We start from the raw sequence: 22,221 nt of genomic DNA, 5'->3' as shown, positions 1-22,221 counted from the left end.
CAGGTTTTTATCCCTGTGCCGCGGCGACTGGTAATACTTTACGCAGGTTCAAACAGGGGCGCAAATCGAAAAAGAGGCTTTTTGCCTCACAAAGGGGTGCCAAGTGGTGGTTTTGAGTGCCCTTGAGGTGGGTGTGGTCTGCGTATGCACTGGTCAGAGCGTTTGAGTGAAGCAGGTCTATGGCTTGAGTCTATGACCCAGCACATATAAATTTCTTTTAAAAGTACTCTAAAAAGGGTTTTTAAAGCAGAAAAACGCCCCAAAACCCTCCGCAAACACATTCTGCAAAGAATTCTGGGGCGTTATCTATTTCGAGAACGAAAACTAACGTTCTCTAGGCAGCGCGCCGACGGGATACCTCGTAGAGAGAGATACCCACAGCCATAGAAGCATTGAGGGATTCCATAGCTGAGCTAATCGGGATGGATACAATCTGATCGCACTTCTCGGTCACCAAACGTGAAAGCCCCTTACCCTCAGAACCCACCACAATCATCAGTGGTTCTGACGCCAGCTCAAGGTTAGGAAGATCGACATCGCCGCCTCCATCCAGACCCACTACGAAGATACCAGCGTCCTTTGCCTGCTCAATGACACGCACCAGGTTGGTCGCCTTCGCAACGGGAATACGAGCCGCGGCACCCGAAGAAGTCTTCCAGGCTGAAGCGGTCATAGCCGCACTGCGACGCTCAGGGATAATGACACCATTACCAGCAAAAGCAGACACGCTACGGATAATCGCACCCAGGTTGCGCGGATCGGTAATACCGTCCAGAGCAACAAATAGAGGAGGGGTATCCATCTTCTTGTCGTACCAGCGGTCCATCGTATCCAGCACCATGTTGCCCGCATCGGGGTACTTATACGGAGGGATCTGCAGTGCCACGCCCTGATGTACCGAGTTATCGGTGAGACGATCCAGCTCGCCTCGACCAATTTCAAGGATTGGTAGACCCTGTTTATTAGCCTCGGTCAAAATTTCACGCACGCGGTCATCGACCTCAATACGGGACATCACAAAGAGGGTCTTAGCCGGGATGCCGGTCTGCAAAGCCTCAAGCACAGAGTTACGGCCAGTAGCCAGCTCATCAGAGGCGCGCTTGCCACCCAGCCGGGGTGAACGTGAGCGCACGGTGTTGGTTACCTGACGATTCTCAGCAGCACGCTTCATCTTGTGCGCCTTGTGATAGACACGGTCCTCTGCTTTGGGAGTGCTCCCGCGGCCCTCTAGAGCCTTACGGCCGTGACCGCCGGTGCCCTTAGAGGGGCCCTTCTTCTTGGTGGTTGCGCCGGGGCGCGAGCCAGCCTTAGCCATAGTATTCCTTTGTTTGAAAGATTCTTGCTTGTCTACTAGCTTACCGACAGCACTGCATCTTTGGGACGAGAGCTGGGGCACGGCAGGTTGCGGACGCTAACCGAGTGACCAGGTGGAACCGCTGGCCCCGTCCTTAATCGCCACGCCTGCGGCAGCAAGGGCATCACGAATTTCATCGGCCTTCGCCCAATCCCTGGCGGCACGCGCCTCGGTTCGCTGGGCCAGCATAGTCTGAATGAGAGAGTCCAGAGCGGCATGTTCCCCGCCGGTATCTACCGACCCACCAAAGTTCATGAGTTCCACCAGGCCCAACACTTTTGCCATGGCGTACACCTCTGAGGCTTCGGTTTCAGCTCTACCGCCAGCTACCAGCGCAGCGTTACCGGCCTTAACCTTCTCATGCAGGACGGCGAGCGCTTGGGGGATACCCAGATCATCATCCATCGCCTCAGCAAAAGCTGCAGGGACGGCGGAGCTAGCGCTGTGATAGCTCTGAGTCTTTGCCAGGAAAGCCTCAATACGTTCTACTGCAATACGGGCTTCATCAAGGGAGGTGGGGCGGTAGTCCAGGACCGAGCGGTAGTGCGCCTGGCCCAGGTAGTAGCGCACCGCTAGGGGGCGGGCTGCAGCCAGCATGTCTTCGGGGGAGACGGTGTTACCAATGGACTTGGACATTTTTTCGCCCTCATAGGTGACCAGGCCATTGTGCATCCAAAAGTTGGCAAACCCGTAGCCGGCTGCCTGGGACTGTGCCATCTCATTCTCGTGATGGGGGAAACGCAGGTCTAGACCTCCACCGTGAATATCGAAGGTTTCCCCCAGATACTTACCCGCCATGGCGGAGCACTCTAGGTGCCAGCCGGGGCGCCCTTTTCCCCAGGGAGAAACCCACGATGCGGTTTCCGGCTCACCCTGCTTGTAGCCCTTCCACAGGGCGAAGTCACGGGGATCACGCTTACCGCGGGGGTCGGCGTCGGGGGCGTCCTGCATATCATCAATGCTCTGGTGCGTCAGCGAACCATACTGCGGCCAGGAGCGCACATCGAAGTAGACATCGCCGGAGTCATCGAGGGCAGGGTAAGCATAGCCGCGGTCGATAAGACGCTGAATAAGGGTGAACATCTCCGGGATATGGCCGGTGGCACGCGGCTCATAGATGGGAGGTGCAATATTGAGGGCGGCATAAGCCTGTCCAAAAATCTTTTCGAAACGGTAGGCCAGCGCCCACCACTCTTCGCGGGGGTGGTCTCCGGTGTAGCTATCCTCGCAAGAGGATGCGGAGTTGGCCAGAATTTTGTCATCGATGTCGGTGACATTACGAACGGTGGTAACTTTCAGCCCGCGGTAGGACAGCCAACGAGCTAACTGGTCAAAGACCAGGCCGGAGCGGATATGCCCGATATGAGGTGCACCCTGCACGGTGGCACCGCAGTAGTAGATGCGCGCCTCGCCCGGGTGAACCGGCTGAAAGTCGCGGATGGTGGAAGTTGCTGAATCGTAAAAACGTATAGTCACATACCCCAGTTTACCGACTGGTACCCGGCTGCCGGTAGCTGAAGGCCATACGGTGCAAGAGGTGAGCAATGAGAAGAGAGCCTTCTGCGCCTCATATCGGCATGTGGCTTTAGTTTTCATCGTCTGCCTCAAGACAGTGATGTCAGTATCTGGGTGGGTAGTCGGGATCGAGTCATGAGCGTAGAAGGCGCACAGAACCTTGCCGAATGCCTTCAGGAGAATATGCATGAATAACAAGAGTAGGGGGCACACAGCTACCTTCTCGATGGCTTCCCCGGCCGCCCTGAGGGGGACTATTTTAGCTAGCAAGCCCCTGAAGCTTAGTGGGGGCTATCATCCTGCGCATAAATCAGAGCCACGGCGGTAGCCGCCACGCCCTCCCCCCTGCCAGTTAGCCCCAACCCGTCGGTGGTGGTAGCCGTAATAGTGACCGGGGCACCCGCAGCCTCAGAGAGGACGCGGTTAGCCTCCTCCCGCCGAGGGGAAAACTTGGGCCGGTTACCAATCAGCTGCACAGCAATATTGCCAATATCAAAACCGGCAGCTCGTACAAGCTCCGCTGCCTCCGAAAGAATACGCACACCGGAAGCACCTGCCATATCAGGTCGGTCCACACCAAAATTAGACCCTAAATCCCCCAGACCTGCAGCGGAGAAAAGCGCATCAGCAGCAGCATGAGCTACCACGTCGCCATCCGAGTGGCCAGATAAGCCAAGCTGACCCGGCCAGTGCAGACCGGCGACCCACAGCTCGGTACCCTCCTGACCAAAAGCGTGAACATCCGTACCTGTTCCAATGCGGGGGATCATGCAGTCTCCTTATCTGCCCCACCGTGCAATGCTTGTGCAAGGGCAAAATCGAGCGGGGTTGTAATTTTGAAAGATTCGCTAGCTCCAGCTACCGTTGCCACCGGTATCTGAAGTGTTTCTGCCAGCATGGCATCATCGGTAATGCGCTCAGCTACGGACGGCGGCAGACCCCCCACTTGACGGTGAGCCTCTAGCAGGGTGGGAAGGTCAAACCCCTGCGGAGTTTGCACCGCCCGCAGATCAGTACGGGCCGGTGTCCCGGTCACATAGCCCCGATCATCTACAGTCTTAATCGTATCCACCACCGGCACTACCGGTATAACAGCACGCTCCCCCTCAGCAAGGGCTCTGGCTACCCGATGAAAAACCTGGGCCGGAGTGAAGCAACGAGCAGCGTCATGCACCAGGACGGCGGTGGGTAGCGCATCACTAGAGCCAGGCTGGGGCTGAGCGCTTGAAAGCGCTGTGAGTGCGGCGGTGACCGACTCTGCGCGGGTAGCTCCACCCTCAACCGCTAGGGCACCAAACTTCTGGCAGACCAGCCTCAAGTCCCTGTCCCCCGGTGGGACGGTGACAACGATGCGGGCCGCTACTCCGGCAGACCCAGCACCCTCAAGCGCCCATTCCAACAGCGTCTTACCCGCTACCTTCACCGCGGCCTTGGGCACCGCGGCGCCTAGCCTGGACCCAGAACCGGCTGCCACAATAACAAGAGCGAGCACCGAACCGTTAGATACGGTTTCGGTGCTCGCTGCATCAAAAAAATTCTCGCTCACAGTCAGTGAGCATACCCGATTTAGACCGCTTCGAGGATCTTATCGAGCTCTACCTCAGCGGCGGACTCTTCGATGTCCTTCGCCAGGGCTACCTCAGAGGAAAGAATCTGACGTGCTTTAGCCAGCATGCGCTTCTCACCAGCAGACAGACCACGATCATTCTCTCGCCGCCACAAATCGCGTACGACCTCAGCAACCTTCAAAACATCACCGGACGCCAGTTTCTCAACGTTAGCCTTGTACCGGCGCGACCAGTTAGCTGCTTCTTCAGTATCGGTTGCCTGCAGAACGTTAATGACCTCCTGAAGGCCTCGCTCATCAACGACATCGCGCACGCCGACCATATCAACATTCTCTGCGGGAACCTCAATCACCAGGTCGCCATTAGCAACCTTGAGTTTCAGGTACATCTTTTCTTCGCCACGGATTTTGCGCATCTTAATCTCTTCGATTGTTGCAGCTCCGTGGTGAGGGTAAACGACGGTCTCGCCAACCTCAAAAACCATATGGATAAACCCCTTTCAGCCTATCTAGTCTATCATGAGAGGTTTATCGTGTAGTTTAAAGACTAATATTGACCACACCTGTGCATTCTTTTAGTGCCTCACGGCTCTGATACAGACGTTCCGTCGGCAAACCAGATAGAATGTGACCCAACGACACAAAACTGTGCATACACACTTTTCCCGCCGAGTGCGGGAAGCCTTCGAACCTATACAAGGAGTACAAGCCGTGAAGTTTGCAGCTTCTAAGACCCTTAAACGAGCAGGTGCCTCTGCTCTGGTCGCTTCATTCATGCTGACAGCAACCGGTTGCGGCTACATTTACGAGCAGCCCACCACCATTATTTACTCAGCATCAGATGGCCAGATGGCTAACCTGGGTGACGAAGACATTCAGTTGCGTAACATCATGGTGATTTCCTCTGGCGAAGCAGAAGAAGGCCGCCTCCTGGGCACCATTCTGAACAAGACCGATGAGAACGCCACCGTCACCCTCGCCTTCCCCACTGAAACCGTCACCGTTGATGTTGAGGCAAATAGCGAAGTTCGCTTGGAAGACGAAGATCAGGCAACCACCCTGGCCGAGACCGGCGCTAACCCCGGTATGACCCTGATGGATGTTAAAGTTTCCTCCAACGTCACTGATGAGTCCACTACTTTCAATGTGCCGGTACTGGACGGCTCATACGATGAGTATGCCCCCTACCTGCCCAATGCAGCATCAGCTAGCGCCTCAGCTTCAGAAGAAGCAGACCGCTAAGCAAGCGCATACAACTAAGCCCCTCGGTGCTACACCGAGGGGCTTAGTTTTTTTAATGGCCCTAGAAAGTGGCGGGCTTAGGGCTCAAACTTATAGCCCAGGCCGCGCACCGTAACTACATAACGCGGGGATGAGGGGTCAGGCTCGACCTTCGAACGCAGACGCTTAATATGGACGTCAAGGGTCTTGGTATCCCCTACATAATCAGCACCCCACACCCGGTCAATCAGCTGAGAACGGGTCATGACACGACCCGCGTTGCGCAGGAGCATTTCAAGAAGCTCAAACTCCTTGAGGGGCATCGAGATAGGTTCCCCCGTAACAGTAACCACGTGCCGCTCAATATCCATACGCACCGGGCCACCTTCAAGAGCGCCCGAGTCCTGCTCCTCAGCTTCACCCTGGCGACGCAATACCGCACGCACACGAGCAATCAGCTCACGCGAGGAATAGGGCTTGGTGACATAGTCATCGGCGCCCAGCTCAAGGCCCAACACCTTATCAATCTCTGAATCCTTGGCCGTCAGCATGATGATGGGTACCGCGCTGCTTGACCGAATCTGCTTACAGACCTCCATCCCAGACTGGCCCGGCAGCATCACATCCAGCAGCACCAAATCAGCACCATTGCGTTCAAACTCAGTAACAGCGTCCAGCCCGTTATCTACGACCTGAACATCGAAGCCCTCCCGTCCCAGCAAAAAGGCAAGGGGATCACTCAGCGACTCTTCGTCTTCAACCACTAAAATTCGGGTCACGTCTTCTGCGTCCTTATAGTTTTCGCTGAAAATCCAGCGTTATCTTATTTACTTATCTTGTACTACCTGGGAGAGCGCACCGGTTTCGGTGCTCTCTCCCAGCAAATCTTGTTCACTGGCCTCATCAACCAACGGCAGGGCAATGGTGAAGGTCGACCCCTCACCCTGCTTTGACCAGAGGGTAACCTCACCACCGTGCTGACCCACGATATGTTTAACGATGCTCAACCCCAAGCCGGTCCCACCGGTCTGGCGTGAGCGGGCAGGGTCAACACGGTAAAACCGTTCAAAAATTCGATCTTGCTCATCTTCGGGGATGCCTGGGCCTTCATCCTTCACTGAGATTCTAACAGTGCCCTCTTTCACACTCACCCCGATGCCCACCTTCGTATTCTCAGGGGAGTAACGAATAGCGTTTTCAATTAAGTTACGCAGCGCAGTGCCCAACAGCTCAGGATCACCGTGCACGGGCCGTAGACATCGACCGCCCACCAGCAAATTGATATTTTTGCCTTCTGCCGTTAGCCGGTTGCGGTCCACCGCATCGGCAACCATTTGACTGATATCAACCAGGGTAGAAGTCAGCACCACGTCAGCAGACTGCAGGCGGGATAGCTCAATGACATCCTGCACCAGGGCAGCCAGACGCTGGGATTCCTTCTTGAGCTTACTAGAGAAATAAAGCACTGATTCCGGGTCATCGACCGAAGTTTCAATAGCTTCAGCCATTAAACCAATAGCACCCACCGGTGTCTTCAACTCATGGGAAACGTTAGCGACGAAGTCAGTACGCACGGTTTGGGCGCGTGTAATCTCAGTGCGGTCATCAGCCAAGACCAAAATGTACTCATCACCTACCGGTGCAACTCTCAGATCAATGACCAAACGGTTTTCCTCATAAAAACCGCGAGTCAGCACAATCTCCTTCTCAGCGATAGCACCCTTGGTGCGAACCTGATCGATCAGCTCCAGCATCTCCTCCGCAACCACCGTGTGGCCCCTTACCAGGCCCAAGGCATAGGCGCCCGGAGAAGCCTGCACCACGCCGTCCACAGCGTCCACCACCACGTAGGCCCTGCCAATCACAGCCAGTACCTCAGCAGCACCGTCACTTACGGTAGGTTCCCCAACATCAGCCCACCGAGCCCGTTGCCGCTCGCTACGCTGCACAGCAAGGATGCTGACAGCGCCCACCACCAGGCCCAGAAGAGCTGCGCATAAAATGCTTACGATAAAGTTCACACCTATCAGCTTAGGGGGCGCCGTCATCTTTTAAGCACGAAAACCACCAATAATCCCGTGGGTTCAACTAACGTTTACCCACGTATAGAGTTTCGTTCACATGAACCTGAGACTCTAAAGGGTAAGCATCGGCCGCGCGCCGCTGCACACCGCTAATGTACCCGTGTGGAAAGGACGCGCTCTTGCGTAAAGTCTTCCAAGCTGAACTCCAGCATGTGGGCGAAGAGCTCATTCAAATCGCAACCCTCGTCAAAGAAGCTCTAGAACGTGCTTCCAACGCCTTCTTAGAAACTGATATCCAAGAAGCCGAAGAAGTTATTTCCAACGATGCTCGCATTGACTTCATGCAGAATGAGCTGGACGAACGCTCCATCGACATTCTGGCTTTGCAGGGGCCCGTTGCTTCTGACCTTCGCATGATTGTAGGTGCTCTGCGCATGAGCTCCTCCCTAGAACGCATGGGTGATCTTGCACGCCACGTAGCCCAGGTAGCGCGCATGCGCTACCCTGCCCCCGTGCTTCCCGATTCCATCACCCCCATTTTCACTGAAATCATTGAACTGGATAAAAAAATCATCGATAGCGTGATTGCTCTACTCGAAACCCGCGAGCTCTCGCACGCCCAAGATATTGCCAAGCACAAGGTGCGTATCAGCGAACTACACGTAGAGGTCTTCAACCGCATGGCAGCCGACGACTGGGACCACCCCGCACAGACAACAGTTGACGTCACTCTCGCTTCCCGTTACCTAGAGCGCTTCGGCGACCACGGGGTTTCAGTAGCTCGCAAGGTGACCTACCTGGTCACCGGTGACTGGAACGCGGTTCCCCACGGCCTGTAAAACTCGGCAATTCCGCCCAGAAAATACAAAAACCGGACGCCGGCACCCCAGTGGGTGCCGGCGTCCGGCTTTAAGGTCTAGCCTAGGTGAAAGATTTACTTCTTACCCTGGTTAGCTACAGCCTTGATGGCGTCCTTAGCTGCCTCGGGGTCCAGGTATTCGCCGGGGCCAACAGGCGTGAAGTTCTCATCCAGCTCGTAGTAGAGGGGGATACCGGTAGGAATGTTCAGACCGGCGATGTCCTCATCTGAAATACCCTCAAGTTTCTTGACCAGGGCACGCAGGGAGTTACCGTGCGCAGCGACCAGAACGGTCTTGCCAGCCTTCAGATCTTCCTTAATGTCTGATTCCCAGTAAGGGAGCATACGCTCGAGGACGTCTTTGAGGCACTCGGTGCGAGGAGCGTTTTCAATGTCAGCGTAACGGGGATCGTTAGCCTGTGAGAACTCATCATTATCATCAAGAACGGGAGGAGCGATGTCGTAGGAACGACGCCAGGTCATGAACTGCTCTTCACCGTAGGTCTCTAGGGTCTGAGTCTTGTCCTTGCCCTGGAGCGCACCGTAATGACGCTCGTTCAGGCGCCAGTTGCGCTTGACGGGAATCCAGTGACGGTCAGCCGCGTCAAGAGCCAGGTTAGCGGTGTTGATAGCGCGACGCTGCAGAGAGGTGTGGACGATATCGGGGAGGATATCGCGCTCCTTCATCAGCTCGCCGCCGCGAGTAGCCTCAGCACGACCCTTTTCGGTCAGTGCCACATCTACCCACCCGGTGAAGAGGTTCTTTTCGTTCCATTCTGATTGCCCGTGACGGAGCAGTACCAATTTGTAAGTCATAGCATCATTATCCCACTTAAACCCTGCAAATAAAAGGTAAACCCACACAGATTCACGAAAACCGCTCGTAGTACGGGCAGTTCACCATGAACTGTGTGGGTTCAACGCACAGACTCGCAGACAGCTACCTACGCCCGCAGGGGTGCAGAGGTCTTAGCGGCGACGCACCGAAACGACCGGGCGGACGTCCGCCAGGAAGACTCCTACGGCAGTTGCCGCAATGAGCTGTATGAAGAGGGAGCCACCCACGAACTGTGAAGCCTGCACCGCCATGAGAACCAAGAAAACTGCGGAGGCCCCGGTAACACCCATCCAGAAACCCTTAGTACGTTTAAAAGCACTCTGGTAGGCATACCCGCTAGCACGAGTAGCCTCAATGAAAGCAAAAATTGCGACGGCAGCCAAAGCCACAGCCAGTATCAACTGAACATAATACTGTGTAAAGATTACAAGTTCGTAGGGGCGCATAGTGCCTTTTCCTTAGTCGGTCAGAAGGGTCAGCGCCTGGTCAAGGTCAGCGTAAAGATCATCGGCATTCTCAATACCCACCGATAGACGCAAAAGCGACTCAGGGATGCTGACCGGCTCGGATCCGTGACGGCGGCGGCGCTCAATCAGTGATTCTACGCCACCTAAGGACGTTGCGGGAGTCCAGAGATGCAGGCGGTTCATCACCTCTTCGGTCTGGGCTACATCAGCCTTGAGCACCACGCAGAGGATAGCGCCGAAGCCGTCCATCTGCGCCTTGGCGCGTTCGTGGTAGCGGTCAGTGGGAAGACCTGGGTAGCGGACCTCTTCAACAGCGGGGTGCTGGCTCAGACGCTCAGCAAGAACCTGGGCGTTCTGAACTGATTTTTTCATACGCAGGGCCAAAGTGCGTGCGCCTCTCAACCCCAAAAAGGCTTCAAAGGGGCCGGGAATAGCGCCGTTGAGTGAGCGGTGCTCCAGCATGACGGCGCGAATTTCAGGGCGGTTGGTGACGGCCAGGCCCAGTACCACATCCGAATGCCCCGCAATGAACTTGGTGGCCGAGTGCACCACAATGTCAGCGCCCAACTGCAGGGGGCGCTGCAGCAGCGGAGTAGCAAAGGTGTTATCAACAGCGGTAACCACACCAAGACGCTGGGCTGCCTCAATGAGAGCGGGAAGATCAGCCACCTCCAGCATGGGGTTGGTGGGGCTTTCCAACCAGAGCAGCACCTGAGGCGCTGCATAATCAATGTTCTGCGCGGTCACCCCGCGAGCCGCAGCCGCAGCTTCCATCGCCTCAATAGCTCCCTGAGTATCGTCCAAGTCAATGCGGATCACCTCGGTGATACCACGGCGTTCAAGCTTCTTAGCGATAGAAATAGAAGCCATGTAGGCATGCTTGGGAATCAAGATAGCGGAGCCAACCGGCACGAGATCCTCAACAGCGGCAACCGCGGCCATACCCGAAGCAAAAAGTAGACCGGGCAGAGAGGCCCCCTCAAGATCAGCGATAACCTCTTCGAGCCCATTCCAGGAGGGGTTATCAAACCGCGCGTATACCTTGTCGTTAATCGTATCGACGGTGCCAGCACCACGGAAGGTGGAGGTCATCATAATCGGAGTGTTGACCGGGGCATCGTGCTCATGAGCAGGGCGGCCGGCAGAGACGGCCAGGGTTTCAGGGGATAGCTTCTGTTCAGTCATGAACACTAGCCTACGCCCACCGGGCTCATCCGTAGTCACAAAAGTTCAACTGCTAAGACTCGGGCAACCGTGACCATCGCTGGGCCTTGGTAGGCTTATACCCGTGAGACACGCGCTAAACTACACTCCAGAAATTGACGCCACTGTCGGGCAGAATACCGGTAGCGGCTTTTTCATTGCCTTTGAAGGTGGTGATGGGTCGGGCAAGACCACTCAGATCAGACTGCTGGCCCAGGCACTGACAGACCGCGGCTTTAATGTGCTGGTGACCCGTGAGCCAGGAGGCACCGACATCGGGGAAAAACTGCGCGCTCTAGTGCTGGAACACGGACAAGGGGAAGTGGACCCTCACACCGAAGCGCTCATCTTCGCGGCCTCCCGAGCTGCCCATGCCCACCAGAAAATTCGCCCAGCCCTAGCAGAGGGCAAAGTGGTGCTTTGCGACCGCTACATCGACTCGTCAGCTGCCTACCAGGGTGCAGGGCGCGGTCTGGGCGTCGAGAACATTGTCGACCTGAGTCTCTGGGCCACTTCCAATCTTCTGCCCCACACCACCGTGCTACTGGACGTTCCTCTAGGAGAAGGCCGCGAGCGCGCCGGTGCCCGCGGCCAGGCTGATCGTATGGAATCAGCAGATGATAGTTTCTACGCGGCCCTGCACGAAACCTTCCGCGCCCGCGCCGCGGCTGCCCCCGCACGCTACGCGGTGATTGACGGTGCACGGTCTGTTCAGGAAGTGCACCGGGACGTCTTAGCAGCAGCCTTGAAGGTGCTCTCATGAGCGTCTGGGATACCCTCATCGGCCAGCCCGATGCGCTGACAGCCCTGCAGCGGGCGTCCGCCGATGAACGCCCCACCCATGCCTGGCTCTTTACCGGCCCGCCCGGAGCCGGGCGGGAGACCGCAGCCCTCGCCTTTGCAGCTGCCCTGCTCTGCGAGCGCGAACTCGGCCAGCGCGGCTGTGGTACCTGCCGTTCCTGCCAGACCGTGCTGAGTGGGTCCCACGCGGATTTTGTGCATTTCAGAACCGAAAAAACGCAGATTACTATCGACGAGGCTCGTGATTTTGTGGTGCGGGCGCAAGATCGCCCGGCAGTGGGGCGCTGGCGCGTCATGCTGATTGAGGATGCGGACCGCATGCCTGAACGCACCTCGAACGTGCTGCTCAAAGCGATTGAAGAGCCGCCGCCACATACTATTTGGCTGTTGACTGCGCCCTCCCCCGCCGATGTGCTGGTGACAATCAGGTCACGCTGCCGCCCGGTAAACCTAAGGGTACCCACCACTGATGCTGTTACTGCCGCTCTGGTCTCAGGTGGGCACGCGCCGGAGGCCGCTGAACTGGCGGCCCGTATGTCTCAAGGCAACCTTGAGGTAGCTCGCAGGCTGGCCGAGGATGAAGATGCGCGTAAGCGCCGCAGTAGGGTGGTGCGTCTACCGATCTCCCTGCCTACCGTGGCTGCTGCGATGGAAGCAGCCGACGAACTGATTTCCATTGCCGAAGCTGAAGCTGAAGCAGATGCTAGCGCCCGTAATGACACGGAGCGAGCTGCTCTGCTGACGTCCTTAGGCTACGAGGACGGTGAGCGGCTCTCGCCCACTCACCGCTCGCAGTTACGTCAGCTAGAAGAGGATCAGAAACGTCGCGCCAAGCGCATACAGACTGATACCCTGGACCGTTTCCTGGCTGATATTCAGACCGTGTTGAGGGATGTGCTGACCCTACAGCTGCGCACCGATTCGGCGCTCATCAACGCCCACCTGGGCCAGGGCCTCTACGACTATGCAGCAGCTGGCTCCGCAGAACACACCCTTGCCCGCCTGGACGCTGTTGCCGCTACCCGGCGCCGTCTGCAGAGCAATGCCAGCCCCCGCCTAGCTTTTGAGGCAATGATGACAGGGTTTGTTAGGTAGGGACTGCCTCATCGGTCTTCAGGTGAAGGACGCGCTGGTTGCTGGAGCCGCGGAAGGCCAGAGAGAGGTCTTTGCGGCTTTCGATAAAGGGGCCGTCTACCAGCACATCGATGAGTTCTAACAGCTCTCCCTGGTCGGTGTTACCGGCATTCACCGAACCCCGAAGTTGTTCCAGGGTGTAGCCGCTCCAGCACCAAATATCCTTATCAGGTAGCTCTGCCCGCACCTGCCGAGCCAGGCGCAGGCAGAGCCCGGTGTTGAGAAAGGGTTCACCCCCCAATAGGCTAAGCCCCTGCACATAGGGTTGTGCGAGGTCAGCCATAATGCGCTGCTCCATCTGTTCGGTAAAAGGCTGCCCGTAACGGAAACTCTGGGCCGCCCGGTTATAACAGCCCGCGCAGGCAAAGGGGCACCCAGAGACATAGACGGCGCAGCGGACGCCTGGCCCGTCTGTGAAACTGAAAGGCTGGTAGCTAGCCAGGTAGTCGGCTGAAAACCGGGCTGAATTCCAACTACCGTCAGCGGGAGGCTGCCGCGGGGACTCGTCCGACCTTGTCAGGCTAGTCATCGAAGAAACCGCCCTCAGCTAGGGATTTGCTCCCGTCATAGTGCTTAACCCGAGCGACAATTTCGCGGTGGCGCCCCGCCACCATAGGACGCTTAACCGGGTTCCCCAGATAACCGCAGGTCCGCTTGACCACATCGCAGGTTTCCGGGTTAGCATTGCCGCATTGAGGACAGGTAAAACCGTCTGCCGTGGGCTCAAACTCTCCGCCAAAACCGCACTCAAAACAGGCATCAATGGGAGTGTTGGTTCCCAGGTAACCCACCCGGTCATAGGCATAATCCCAGACAGCTTCCAGTGCCTGTGGGTTATGAGTTAGGGGCGGGTACTCACAGTAATGAATGAAGCCGCCCGAAGCGTAGGCAGGGTAGTCCTTCTCAAAGTCCAGCTTCTCAAAGGGGCTGACCTTCTTTCGAACGTCCAGGTGGAAAGAGTTGGTGTAGTAGCCCTTATCGGTAATGTGCTCAACCGGCCCAAAACGGTCAGAATCTAGCCGGGCAAAGCGGTCGGTCAGGGATTCACTGGGCGTCGAGTAGACGGAGAACCAGAACCCGGTATGTTCGCTCCACTCAGCAGCCTTTTGCTTGAGCCGCGCTAGAACCTCCAAGGTGAAGGCTTTAGCCGCCGGGTTAGCTTCCCAGTCGGGGCCAAAAAAGACCGTGCCCACCTCATAAAGCCCAATGTAGCCCAGGGAAATAGTGGCGCGGTAGCCAGTAAAAAAAGGGGTCACTGACTCCCCTTTCTCTACCCGCCGCCCAAAGGCTCCGTATTGGTAAAGGATAGGGGCATTCTCAGGCAGTGCCTGCGTACAGCGCTCAGCACGGTAAAAGAGAGCCTGCCGTGCAGTTTCAAGCCGGTCCTCTAGAAGGTTCCAGAAATCCGTTAAGGCACCCTGCCGCTCCTGCTCGCTCAAAGCCGACGCCCCTACCCTAGCTTGGGGTGTAGTTTCCAGCGCGATGCGGGGCAGGTTAAGGGTGACGACCCCCAGGTTCATACGACCGGCGCTAACCTCTTGCCCTGCCTCGTCCTGCCAGCTCTGCAGAAAAGAACGGCAGCCCATAGGCACCTTGTAGCTACCGGTCAGTTCCACAATTTTGTCGTAACTGAGCACATCCGGGTACATCCGCTTGACCGAACATTCCAGGGCCAGCTGCTTGAGGTCGTAGTTGGGGTCCCCCTTTTCGAGGTTGATGCCCCGACGCAACCCAAAGACCAGTTTGGGGAAAATCGCGGTATAACCGTCCTTGCCGATACCTGCCAGACGCACCTGCAAAATAGCCCGCTGAACCTCCCGCTCCCACCTACCAGTGCCCAGACCAAAGCCCAAGGTCACAAAAGGAGTCTGTCCATTAGAGGAATAGAGGGTGTTGACTTCGTACTCCAAAGACTGCATAGCATCGTAAATGTCTTTACCGGTTTTGATGCGGGCGTAGTCCTCTTGCCGGGCCGGCTCTACCCAGAGGGTAGCCTCCGCCAGGTGCTTGCGGTAGTTGAGCTGAGCGTAGGGTGCCAGCACCTCATCAATGCGGTCTACCGAGCAGCCCCCGTACTGGGAGCTAGCAACGTTGGCAATAATTTGGGCAATCTGAGCGGTGGCAGTATTGATAGACCGGGGCGACTCGACGTTAGCGTTGCCGATGCGGAAACCCTGGCGCAGCATGACGTCAATATCGATCAGGCAGCAGTTGGTCATGGGCGAGTAGGGGGAATAGTCCAGATCGTGAAAATGGATGTCACCTCGCTCGTGGGCTTCAGCCACCCGGGGAGGAAGTAGACGGGTAAGGGCATAGGTTTTAGCCACAGCACCAGCGGTGAGATCACGCTGGGTATTGAAAACGGTGGCGTCCTTATTAGCGTTTTCATGAATGACCGCAGAATCCTGAGCCCTCAACTGTTCGATAGCCGTTTCAAGACGATCAACATTTGACAACAACATCTAGTAGCTCCTTAGAAATACAACCACTAGATACAGTATTCCTATTGAACTGCAGTCTTTGTAGACAGACCGTCTCTGCAGAGGTTGAGATTGGCTTAGTAGAATATCCCTTCTATATTTTTCACCGCTCTAAATCACCGATTTTTGCTGTCGACAACAAGGGTTTCCATCTCAAAAATTGATTGCATCACACCGGTGTTTTCAGAGAACTGACGGCAAACCCTATGATGGAAGGATGCCCCAAACAAGCCCCTCATCCCTGGCCCATCTGACGCCACTGCAGCAGCTACGAGCTGGCAAGCTGGCCCTGCGCCTACCCATGCTCGTCATCGGACTGATCGGCTTTGGCGCGTCCTGCGCTCTTCTCATCAAGGCAGGGTTGGGCGCCCTGGGCTGGGATGTGCTCACTCTAGGCATCATGGAACTCACCGGAGCCTCCTACGGGTTGATTACCATCATCACTTCTTTTGTGGTGCTGCTCTTTTGGATTCCCCTCAAAGAGATGCCAGGGCTGGGCACCCTGGCTAACGCCGTGCTGGTGGGTCTTTCAGCGGATGTTGCTATGGGCTTAATTCCCGACCCCTCTCATACATTGCTGCAGTGGGCCTACCTGCTGGCGGGTATCCTGCTCTTCTCTTTCTTTGATGCTCTCTACCTGGGTGCGCAGTTCGGCTCCGGTCCGCGCGATGGTCTTATGACCGGCCTGGTGCGGGTGACCGGACGCCCGGTCTGGCTAGTGCGTTCATTGCTAGAGGTCAGCGTAGTGCTTGCCGGTATCGCCATGGGTGGCCAGTTCGGTATCGGTACTCTACTCATTGCCTTCACCATCGGTCCGCTCATCGGCTGGTTCCTCCCCAAGGTGACAGTGCGCCTGACGCCCAGAACCCGGAACTGACGGAGATAACGGCGACTAGCCACATAAAAACTGCGGCCCCCTATCAGCTGAATAGGGGGCCGCAGTTTTAATCAAGAGGTCTAGTTACGGAAGCCATGCACCGGTGAGGGAATGCGACCGCCGCGAGCGGCAAAGAGCTCAGCCGATTCGGGGTGGGTAGGCATGACGGGGGCGCGACCCAGCAGGCCACCGAACTCCACCATGTCACCGATTTCTAGTCCGATAGCAGGAATGACACGCACGGCGGTGGTCTTGTGGTTCATGACGCCAATTGCCGCTTCGTCGGCAATCATGGCCGCGATGGTGGACGCCGGGGTGTCACCGGGAATAGCCACCATATCCAAACCTACCGAGCAGATAGCGGTCATGGCCTCTAGCTTATCCAAGGTAATCTTGCCGGCGGCAGCGGCTTCAATCATACCGATATCCTCAGAAATCGGGATGAAGGAGCCAGATAGGCCACCTACGTGCGAGCAGGCCATGAGCCCGCCCTTCTTCACCGCGTCGTTGAGCAGAGCAAGGGCGGCAATGGTACCGTGGGTACCCACCGATTCCAGGCCCATTTCTTCCAGCACGTGCGCCACCGAATCGCCCACCTCAGCGGTAGGTGCCAGGGACAGATCGACGATGCCGAATTCAACACCCAGGCGTTCAGCCGCCAGGGTGCCTACCAGCTGACCCATGCGGGTAATCTTGAAGGCTGCTTTCTTGATAACCTCAGCGCAGACGTCAAAGGATTCACCGCGAGCGCTTTCCAGTGCTCGCTTGATGACGCCGGGGCCCGAGACGCCCACAGAGACCACGGTGTCTGCCTCTTGGACGCCGTGGAAGGCACCTGCCATAAAGGGGTTATCTGAAACAGCGTTGGCGAAGACCACCAGCTTGGAGCAACCGAAGCCGTGAGCCTCCGCTGAACCTTCAGCGGTTTCACGGATGATCTCACCCATGGTACGCACCGCCGTCATGTTGATGCCGGCGCGAGATGAGCCGATATTGACGGACGCACAGACCACATCGGTCTCGTTGAGCGCGCGCGGAATGGAACGCATCAGCTTCTCATCGGCAGGGGTGGCGCCCTTATCAACCAGAGCGGTGAAACCGCCGATGAAGTTAACCCCTACAGCCTTAGCGGCGGCGTCTAGGGTCTTAGCGAACTCTACGTAGTCTTCGTCTTGGCTGGCGCCGGCAACCAGAGCGATAGGGGTCACCGAAATGCGCTTGTTGATGATGGGGATGCCCAGCTCAGCTTCGATGCCCTCAGCTACCTCCACCAGGCGAGCAGCGCGGGAGGTGATTTTGTCGTAGATTTTTTGGCGGGCGACGGCGCCATCTGAGTCAGCGCAATCCAGCAGGGAGATACCCATAGTGACCGTGCGGATATCGAGGCGGTCCTCGTCAATCATCTGCAGGGTCTCAAGAACGGAGCTTGAACGATCGGAAAACATGGTGCTCCTAGAGGGTATGCATGGCCTGGAAAATGGCATCGGACTGGATGCGAATCTGCACCTGCTGCTGCTCTTCTACCGGCTTCATAGCTTCTTGTAGCTCGGTGATGGACTGCTGGTTTTCATCAAAGCTGCCCTGCAGAATCATGGTGAAGTAGCCCTGCATCAGAGTCTGGGAGAGGTTTTCGATATTAACCTTGCGCTCGGCGAGCTTGCCGGTGACGCCTGCGATGATGCCTTCATGGTCGAGGCCGGTGACAGTCAGGATGATTTTCATACTGGTCCTTGATAGCGCTGGGCACGATGGTTACGTGCGAGATACACCCCTATCTTAGTAGATGTCAGAGGGGGTCTAGCGCTGGGCAGCTATGTAGAGTTCGCCCTGCCCCGCAACACTTAGCTGGCCAGGATCGCCCACGTACATGACAGACTGGGTGCCGGTGAGGGTAAAGGTCTTGGTCTCATCACGCACCACCACGGTGCCAGCTGTGCAGAGAGTCACAGCAACGCCTTCCAGGGGAAGGGCGAGCTCTTCGCCCTCTGTGACGCTCAGGCGGGTGACGCTTAAGCGCTCATCCCACATGGTGTAGGTTGCCAGGGCACCCGCGGCAGGACGCTGAATGGTAGGGATGTTCTGGTGCTCGCCCAAAACGGTGATAAGTTCTTCTTCATCAACGTGCTTGCTGGTCAGGCCCGCTCGCATCACGTTATCGGAGGGGTACATCAGCTCAATAGCCGTACCCGAAACATAGGCGTGCACCTGACCATCAGGAGTGAAGACAGCATCGCCGGGTTTCAGGTGCAGCAGGTTCATCACCAAAGCCAACAGCAGACCGCGATCCCCCGGGTACTTAGCGTCCACCAGGGCAACCAGTTCAACCGCACCGGCAATTGCAGAGTTCTGCTCCTGCACGTCCCGATGCTTTTTAGCCCATTTCTTGGCAGCTTTGACGGTTTTAGCGGTCGCTGTACTAGCGGCGTCATGAGGAATACGCACAATCGCAACCAGCAGATCACGGGGAGTCTTTGCCTGGGCCAGAACGCCGTTGAGCCAGTCCAGCTTGAGGGTGGTAGCAAAGCCACGTAACTCAGCGAAGTCCCGCACGCCGGTGAGAATGCGCATGGGGGTCAGTGCGATAAGGGTCTCTGGTTTAGAGAACTGGTCCTTGTAATTGCGGGTAGGGTCATCCAGGGCAACTCCACGCGCCTCTTCTTCCCGATACCCGCGAGCAGCCTGCTGAGCAGTGGGGTGAACCTGAATCGACAGGGGCGACTCAATGGCAAGAATTTTGAATAGAAAAGGGAAAGTATCGTTCTCTCGCCTCGGGTTCAGAAACCGGTCGGGGTTCTGCGCCACCAGCGTGTCCAACGGCTGAGCGCCGCCGTCCACGTGTGCCAGGGAGGGTGCAGACGAGTGAGCGCCCACCCACAGTTCAGCCTCAGGTGCTTCAGTGGGTACGGGCACACCACGCATGAGCCCCAGCGTTTCACGTGAGCCCCACGCATAATTCTGAATCGGATTATCAAGAGAAAATAATTCACCCATACTCACTATGAAACCATGGACCCCTTGTCGCCGACAGCTATGCAGGGTTTACCCCCGGGTGTTTATCGCCATAAATCACAGCAGAATTAGCCTTGACCTAAGCCGTAGAACCTGTCCAGACTACTAGACTAGCCCTGTGAATACTATTGATTTAACTGCATCTTTTAAGGCTTACGATGTTCGCGGCATTGTGGGGGAAACCATCACCGCAGAAACCGTTCGCGCCACCGGCGCTGCCTTCGTTGACGTGCTTGAACTGGCGGGCCAGAACGTCCTGGTCGGTGCCGATATGCGCCCCTCAGGCAGCGAATTCATGGAAGCATTCGCTGAAGGCGCCACTGCCCGCGGCGCAAACGTCATTAACATCGGTCTGATTTCTACCGATGAGCTCTACTACGCCTGCGGTGTAGAGAATGCAGCCGGTGTTACCTTCACCGCCTCGCACAACCCCGCCGAGTACAACGGCATGAAAATGTCCAAGGCCGGTGCGGTGCCCATCTCCTCAGAATCCGGTCTCTTCGAGGTACGCGACCTGGCACAGAAATACCTGAACGGGGGCACCATACCCACCGTTGAAACCCCAGGAACGGTCAGCGAAAAGGATGTGCTGAAGGGCTACTCCGAATACCTGCGCAACCTGGTGGACCTCTCGGGCATCCGCCCCCTCAAGGTTGTAGTGGACGCCGGTAACGGCATGGGCGGCATGACCACCCCCGCCGTGCTGGGCGACACCATCCTGCCCGGTCTGCCCCTGGATATCGTTCCCCTCTACTTCGAGCTAGACGGTTCTTTCCCCAACCACCCTGCTAACCCTCTGGAGCCTGCCAACCTGGTAGATCTACAGAAAGCAGTAGTTGAGCACGGCGCTGATATCGGTCTTGCTTTTGACGGCGACGCCGACCGCTGCTTCGTCATCGACGAAAAGGGTGAACCTGTCACCCCCTCAGCGATTACCGCACTGGTTGCAGAGCGTGAAATCGCCCGCGCCCAGGCAGAAGGCAACGCAGAGCCAGTCATCATCTACAACCTGATTACCTCAAAGGCTGTACCCGAGCTGGTTGAGGCTAAGGGTGGCAAGGCCATCAAGACCCGTGTAGGCCACTCCTTTATCAAGGCTGTCATGGCAAAAGAAAATGGCGTCTTCGGCGGCGAGCACTCAGCCCACTACTATTTCAAGGACTTCTTCAACGCTGACACCGGCATGCTAGCTGCTATGCACGTGCTGGCAGCACTGGGCACCTCCAAGAAGGCGCTCTCAGAGATTGGTGCGAAGTACTCCCCCTATGTCCCCTCCGGTGAGATTAACTCAGAGCTTGAGGATAAGGCCGGCGCCATTGCCCGCGTTGCCGACCACTACGGCGACACCGTGGACATCAATACCATGGATGGCACCACCTTCGAGCACAAGACCGAAGGTTGGTGGGCTAACCTGCGCCCTTCTAACACCGAGCCCTTCCTGCGCCTCAACCTTGAAGCGCCGGACCAAGCGACCATGGAGCGTGTCCGCGATGAGATTCTTGCAATCGTTCGCGAAAGCTAACCAAAGATAAGAAGAAGCGGTGGACACGATTTACGTGCCCACCGCTTCTTCATTTTAAGGAGGTGCTCTATATTAAGGCCAGACTAGCCGCGTGCCTGGTCGTGCAGCATCCACTGGTCAGGGCCGAAGATCTCGTACTGGATGTTGGTACCGGGAACACCAGCCTCAATGAGCTGGGAGCGCACACCCTGCATGAAAGGCAGCGGGCCACAGAGGTAGGCTGAAGCGTGAGCAGGGACGCCCAGCTTGCTAATGTCTACGCGGCCTTCGAAATTGCCTTCGCCGCCTGCTTCAACGAAGGAAACCAGCTTGGCGTTCTCGATGAGGTTGACGTACTCGGTCATCTCATCGCGTAGAGGCCAGGTGGTGAAAGAGCGGTCAGCATGGACCACAATGACCTCACGCTTGGAGCCGGCAGCTGCCAGCTCTGAAAGGAAAGCGATCATGGGGGTCACGCCAATACCTGCTGAGAAGAGGTAGAGGGGCTGATTTTCTGAATCGCCGAAAACACCCAGGGTCACATCACCGTAGGGGTTAGAGAGTTGAAGGATGTCGCCCACCTTTTTCTCGTGCAGAATCTGAGTCATCTCGCCCTCGAGGTCCAGCTTGATAGCAACACGGCGCTGGTTCTTCTCAGAGGGCAGCAGGGTGAACTGGCGAGGCTGACGCAGACCGTCTTTAGCCTTAGTGATGATAGAGACGTACTGGCCGGCAACAGCGTCGGTCATGGCGATAGCGTTGGCGGGCTCAAGGGTCAGAACAACCACGTTCTCACCGGTCTCTTCACGGCTCACAATAGCGAAGGGGGCGAACATGGCGTTGTTCGCCTGAACAGCGTAAAGCCCCTTTTCGAGCTTAATGAGGGCATCTGCCATGAGCCAGTAAACCTCGGTCCAGGCTTCAGCGATTTCGGGAGTCAGAATATCGCCCAGGTTAGCTGCGATTGCCTCGAAGAGATACTTGTAAACAGTGGGGTACTCTTCTTCACGCAGGCCAAGAGCAGCGTGCTTGTGGGCGACGCGGGAGAGCACCTCATCGGGGTACTTGCCGGGGTGAGCCAGGATGTAGGAGGCAAAGACGGCGATAGAGCCTGCCAGTGCCTTGGGCTGAGTGCCCTCTAGCTGGGATGAGCGTGAGAACAGGCCGTCCATGAGGTCAGGGCGGGCGGTGAACATGCGCTGGTAAAAATCGGGGGTGATGTCATTAATGCGCTCCGCAATAACGGGCAGGGTGGCCTCGATGACGGGGCGGGACTTCTCGGACAGCATATCCGTCTCCTTAATAACTGAGTGTTTCTCAACCTCACCCAATTTAGCATAATAAATGCGAAATAAAGAAGAAAAAGAAACT

22 protein-coding genes are annotated in these 22,221 nt (G+C 56.8%); 6 read left to right on the top strand and 16 right to left on the bottom strand.

The window, feature by feature from the left end:
• Window positions 1–334: 334 nt before the first annotated feature.
• The 5 genes from rlmB to VVR27_RS07030 form a co-directional block, all read right to left on the bottom strand.
• Window positions 335–1,315 (bottom strand): 23S rRNA (guanosine(2251)-2'-O)-methyltransferase RlmB, encoded by a 981-nt coding sequence (rlmB, locus tag VVR27_RS07050; RefSeq protein ID WP_368547710.1) that lies wholly within the window; start codon window positions 1,313–1,315, stop codon window positions 335–337.
• A gap of 96 nt (window positions 1,316–1,411) precedes the next feature.
• Window positions 1,412–2,830 (bottom strand): cysteine--tRNA ligase, encoded by a 1,419-nt coding sequence (gene cysS / locus VVR27_RS07045; protein WP_368547709.1) that lies wholly within the window; start codon window positions 2,828–2,830, stop codon window positions 1,412–1,414.
• 320 nt (window positions 2,831–3,150) lie between these two features.
• Window positions 3,151–3,639 carry a 2-C-methyl-D-erythritol 2,4-cyclodiphosphate synthase gene (ispF, locus tag VVR27_RS07040; RefSeq protein ID WP_368547708.1) on the bottom strand — a complete coding sequence of 163 codons (489 nt, stop codon included), beginning with the start codon at window positions 3,637–3,639 and terminating at the stop codon, window positions 3,151–3,153.
• Entirely contained in the window at window positions 3,636–4,415 is a 780-nt protein-coding gene (ispD, locus tag VVR27_RS07035; protein ID WP_368547707.1) for a 2-C-methyl-D-erythritol 4-phosphate cytidylyltransferase, read from the bottom strand. The genes ispF and ispD overlap by 4 nt, the downstream gene beginning before the upstream one ends.
• A 20-nt stretch (window positions 4,416–4,435) precedes the next feature.
• Entirely contained in the window at window positions 4,436–4,921 is a 486-nt protein-coding gene (locus VVR27_RS07030; protein WP_346871742.1) for a CarD family transcriptional regulator, read from the bottom strand.
• Window positions 4,922–5,147: 226 nt separating this feature from the next.
• Here VVR27_RS07030 and VVR27_RS07025 point away from each other — a divergent pair, with 226 nt between their 5' ends.
• Window positions 5,148–5,678 (top strand): hypothetical protein, encoded by a 531-nt coding sequence (locus VVR27_RS07025; RefSeq protein WP_368547706.1) that lies wholly within the window; start codon window positions 5,148–5,150, stop codon window positions 5,676–5,678.
• A gap of 77 nt (window positions 5,679–5,755) precedes the next feature.
• Here the strand turns inward: VVR27_RS07025 and VVR27_RS07020 are convergent, their stop codons facing one another.
• Both VVR27_RS07020 and VVR27_RS07015 read right to left on the bottom strand, forming a co-directional pair.
• Window positions 5,756–6,436 carry a winged helix-turn-helix domain-containing protein gene (locus tag VVR27_RS07020; protein ID WP_368547705.1) on the bottom strand — a complete coding sequence of 227 codons (681 nt, stop codon included), beginning with the start codon at window positions 6,434–6,436 and terminating at the stop codon, window positions 5,756–5,758.
• 48 nt (window positions 6,437–6,484) lie between these two features.
• On the bottom strand, window positions 6,485–7,678 hold the full coding sequence (locus VVR27_RS07015) for a sensor histidine kinase (RefSeq protein WP_368547704.1): 1,194 nt from the start codon (window positions 7,676–7,678) through the stop codon (window positions 6,485–6,487).
• 182 nt (window positions 7,679–7,860) lie between these two features.
• On the opposite strand from VVR27_RS07015, the gene phoU reads away from it, so the two are divergent.
• Window positions 7,861–8,520, top strand: coding sequence for a phosphate signaling complex protein PhoU (gene phoU / locus VVR27_RS07010; RefSeq protein ID WP_368547703.1), 660 nt, complete (start codon window positions 7,861–7,863; stop codon window positions 8,518–8,520).
• 95 nt (window positions 8,521–8,615) lie between these two features.
• Here phoU and VVR27_RS07005 read toward each other — a convergent pair whose 3' ends face one another.
• The 3 genes from VVR27_RS07005 to VVR27_RS06995 form a co-directional block, all read right to left on the bottom strand.
• The gene (locus VVR27_RS07005; protein WP_368547702.1) at window positions 8,616–9,356 is read right to left on the bottom strand and encodes a phosphoglyceromutase; all 741 of its coding nucleotides are present in this window, start codon (window positions 9,354–9,356) and stop codon (window positions 8,616–8,618) included.
• A gap of 153 nt (window positions 9,357–9,509) precedes the next feature.
• A complete protein-coding gene (locus tag VVR27_RS07000; RefSeq protein WP_368547701.1) occupies window positions 9,510–9,824 on the bottom strand; it encodes a DUF2516 family protein in 315 nt (104 codons plus the stop codon).
• A gap of 12 nt (window positions 9,825–9,836) precedes the next feature.
• The gene (locus VVR27_RS06995; protein ID WP_346871748.1) at window positions 9,837–11,030 is read right to left on the bottom strand and encodes a PLP-dependent transferase; all 1,194 of its coding nucleotides are present in this window, start codon (window positions 11,028–11,030) and stop codon (window positions 9,837–9,839) included.
• Between the two features lie 103 nt (window positions 11,031–11,133).
• On the opposite strand from VVR27_RS06995, the gene tmk reads away from it, so the two are divergent.
• Both tmk and VVR27_RS06985 read left to right on the top strand, forming a co-directional pair.
• Window positions 11,134–11,811, top strand: coding sequence for a dTMP kinase (tmk, locus tag VVR27_RS06990; protein WP_368547700.1), 678 nt, complete (start codon window positions 11,134–11,136; stop codon window positions 11,809–11,811).
• Window positions 11,808–12,944 carry a DNA polymerase III subunit delta' gene (locus VVR27_RS06985; RefSeq protein WP_368547699.1) on the top strand — a complete coding sequence of 379 codons (1,137 nt, stop codon included), beginning with the start codon at window positions 11,808–11,810 and terminating at the stop codon, window positions 12,942–12,944. The genes tmk and VVR27_RS06985 overlap by 4 nt, the downstream gene beginning before the upstream one ends.
• Here the strand turns inward: VVR27_RS06985 and nrdG are convergent.
• On the bottom strand, window positions 12,937–13,512 hold the full coding sequence (nrdG, locus tag VVR27_RS06980; RefSeq protein ID WP_346924401.1) for an anaerobic ribonucleoside-triphosphate reductase activating protein: 576 nt from the start codon (window positions 13,510–13,512) through the stop codon (window positions 12,937–12,939). The genes VVR27_RS06985 and nrdG overlap by 8 nt on opposite strands.
• Entirely contained in the window at window positions 13,505–15,445 is a 1,941-nt protein-coding gene (nrdD, locus tag VVR27_RS06975) for an anaerobic ribonucleoside-triphosphate reductase (protein WP_368547698.1), read from the bottom strand. The genes nrdG and nrdD overlap by 8 nt, the downstream gene beginning before the upstream one ends.
• Window positions 15,446–15,680: 235 nt before the next feature.
• On the opposite strand from nrdD, the gene VVR27_RS06970 reads away from it, so the two are divergent.
• Window positions 15,681–16,340, top strand: a complete 660-nt coding sequence (locus VVR27_RS06970) for a YitT family protein (protein WP_368547697.1) — start codon at window positions 15,681–15,683, stop codon at window positions 16,338–16,340.
• Between the two features lie 80 nt (window positions 16,341–16,420).
• Here VVR27_RS06970 and VVR27_RS06965 read toward each other — a convergent pair whose 3' ends face one another.
• From VVR27_RS06965 to manA, 3 genes are all read right to left on the bottom strand, one after another.
• A complete protein-coding gene (locus tag VVR27_RS06965) occupies window positions 16,421–17,785 on the bottom strand; it encodes a PFL family protein (protein ID WP_346871752.1) in 1,365 nt (454 codons plus the stop codon).
• A gap of 7 nt (window positions 17,786–17,792) precedes the next feature.
• Window positions 17,793–18,062, bottom strand: a complete 270-nt coding sequence (locus VVR27_RS06960) for an ACT domain-containing protein (RefSeq protein ID WP_237203361.1) — start codon at window positions 18,060–18,062, stop codon at window positions 17,793–17,795.
• 75 nt (window positions 18,063–18,137) lie between these two features.
• The gene (gene manA / locus VVR27_RS06955; protein WP_368547696.1) at window positions 18,138–19,331 is read right to left on the bottom strand and encodes a mannose-6-phosphate isomerase, class I; all 1,194 of its coding nucleotides are present in this window, start codon (window positions 19,329–19,331) and stop codon (window positions 18,138–18,140) included.
• Between the two features lie 136 nt (window positions 19,332–19,467).
• Between manA and VVR27_RS06950 the strand changes: the two genes are divergently transcribed.
• Window positions 19,468–20,871 (top strand): phosphomannomutase/phosphoglucomutase, encoded by a 1,404-nt coding sequence (locus VVR27_RS06950; RefSeq protein ID WP_368547695.1) that lies wholly within the window; start codon window positions 19,468–19,470, stop codon window positions 20,869–20,871.
• An 83-nt stretch (window positions 20,872–20,954) separates the two neighbouring features.
• Here VVR27_RS06950 and VVR27_RS06945 read toward each other — a convergent pair whose 3' ends face one another.
• Window positions 20,955–22,139 (bottom strand): globin domain-containing protein, encoded by a 1,185-nt coding sequence (locus tag VVR27_RS06945; protein WP_368547694.1) that lies wholly within the window; start codon window positions 22,137–22,139, stop codon window positions 20,955–20,957.
• Window positions 22,140–22,221: the final 82 nt, after the last annotated feature.

Source organism: Rothia sp. LK2492, from assembly GCF_040946345.1.
In the GTDB taxonomy this organism is placed as follows: domain Bacteria; phylum Actinomycetota; class Actinomycetes; order Actinomycetales; family Micrococcaceae; genus Rothia; species Rothia endophytica.
This window is presented reverse-complemented; position numbering and strand designations above follow the sequence as displayed.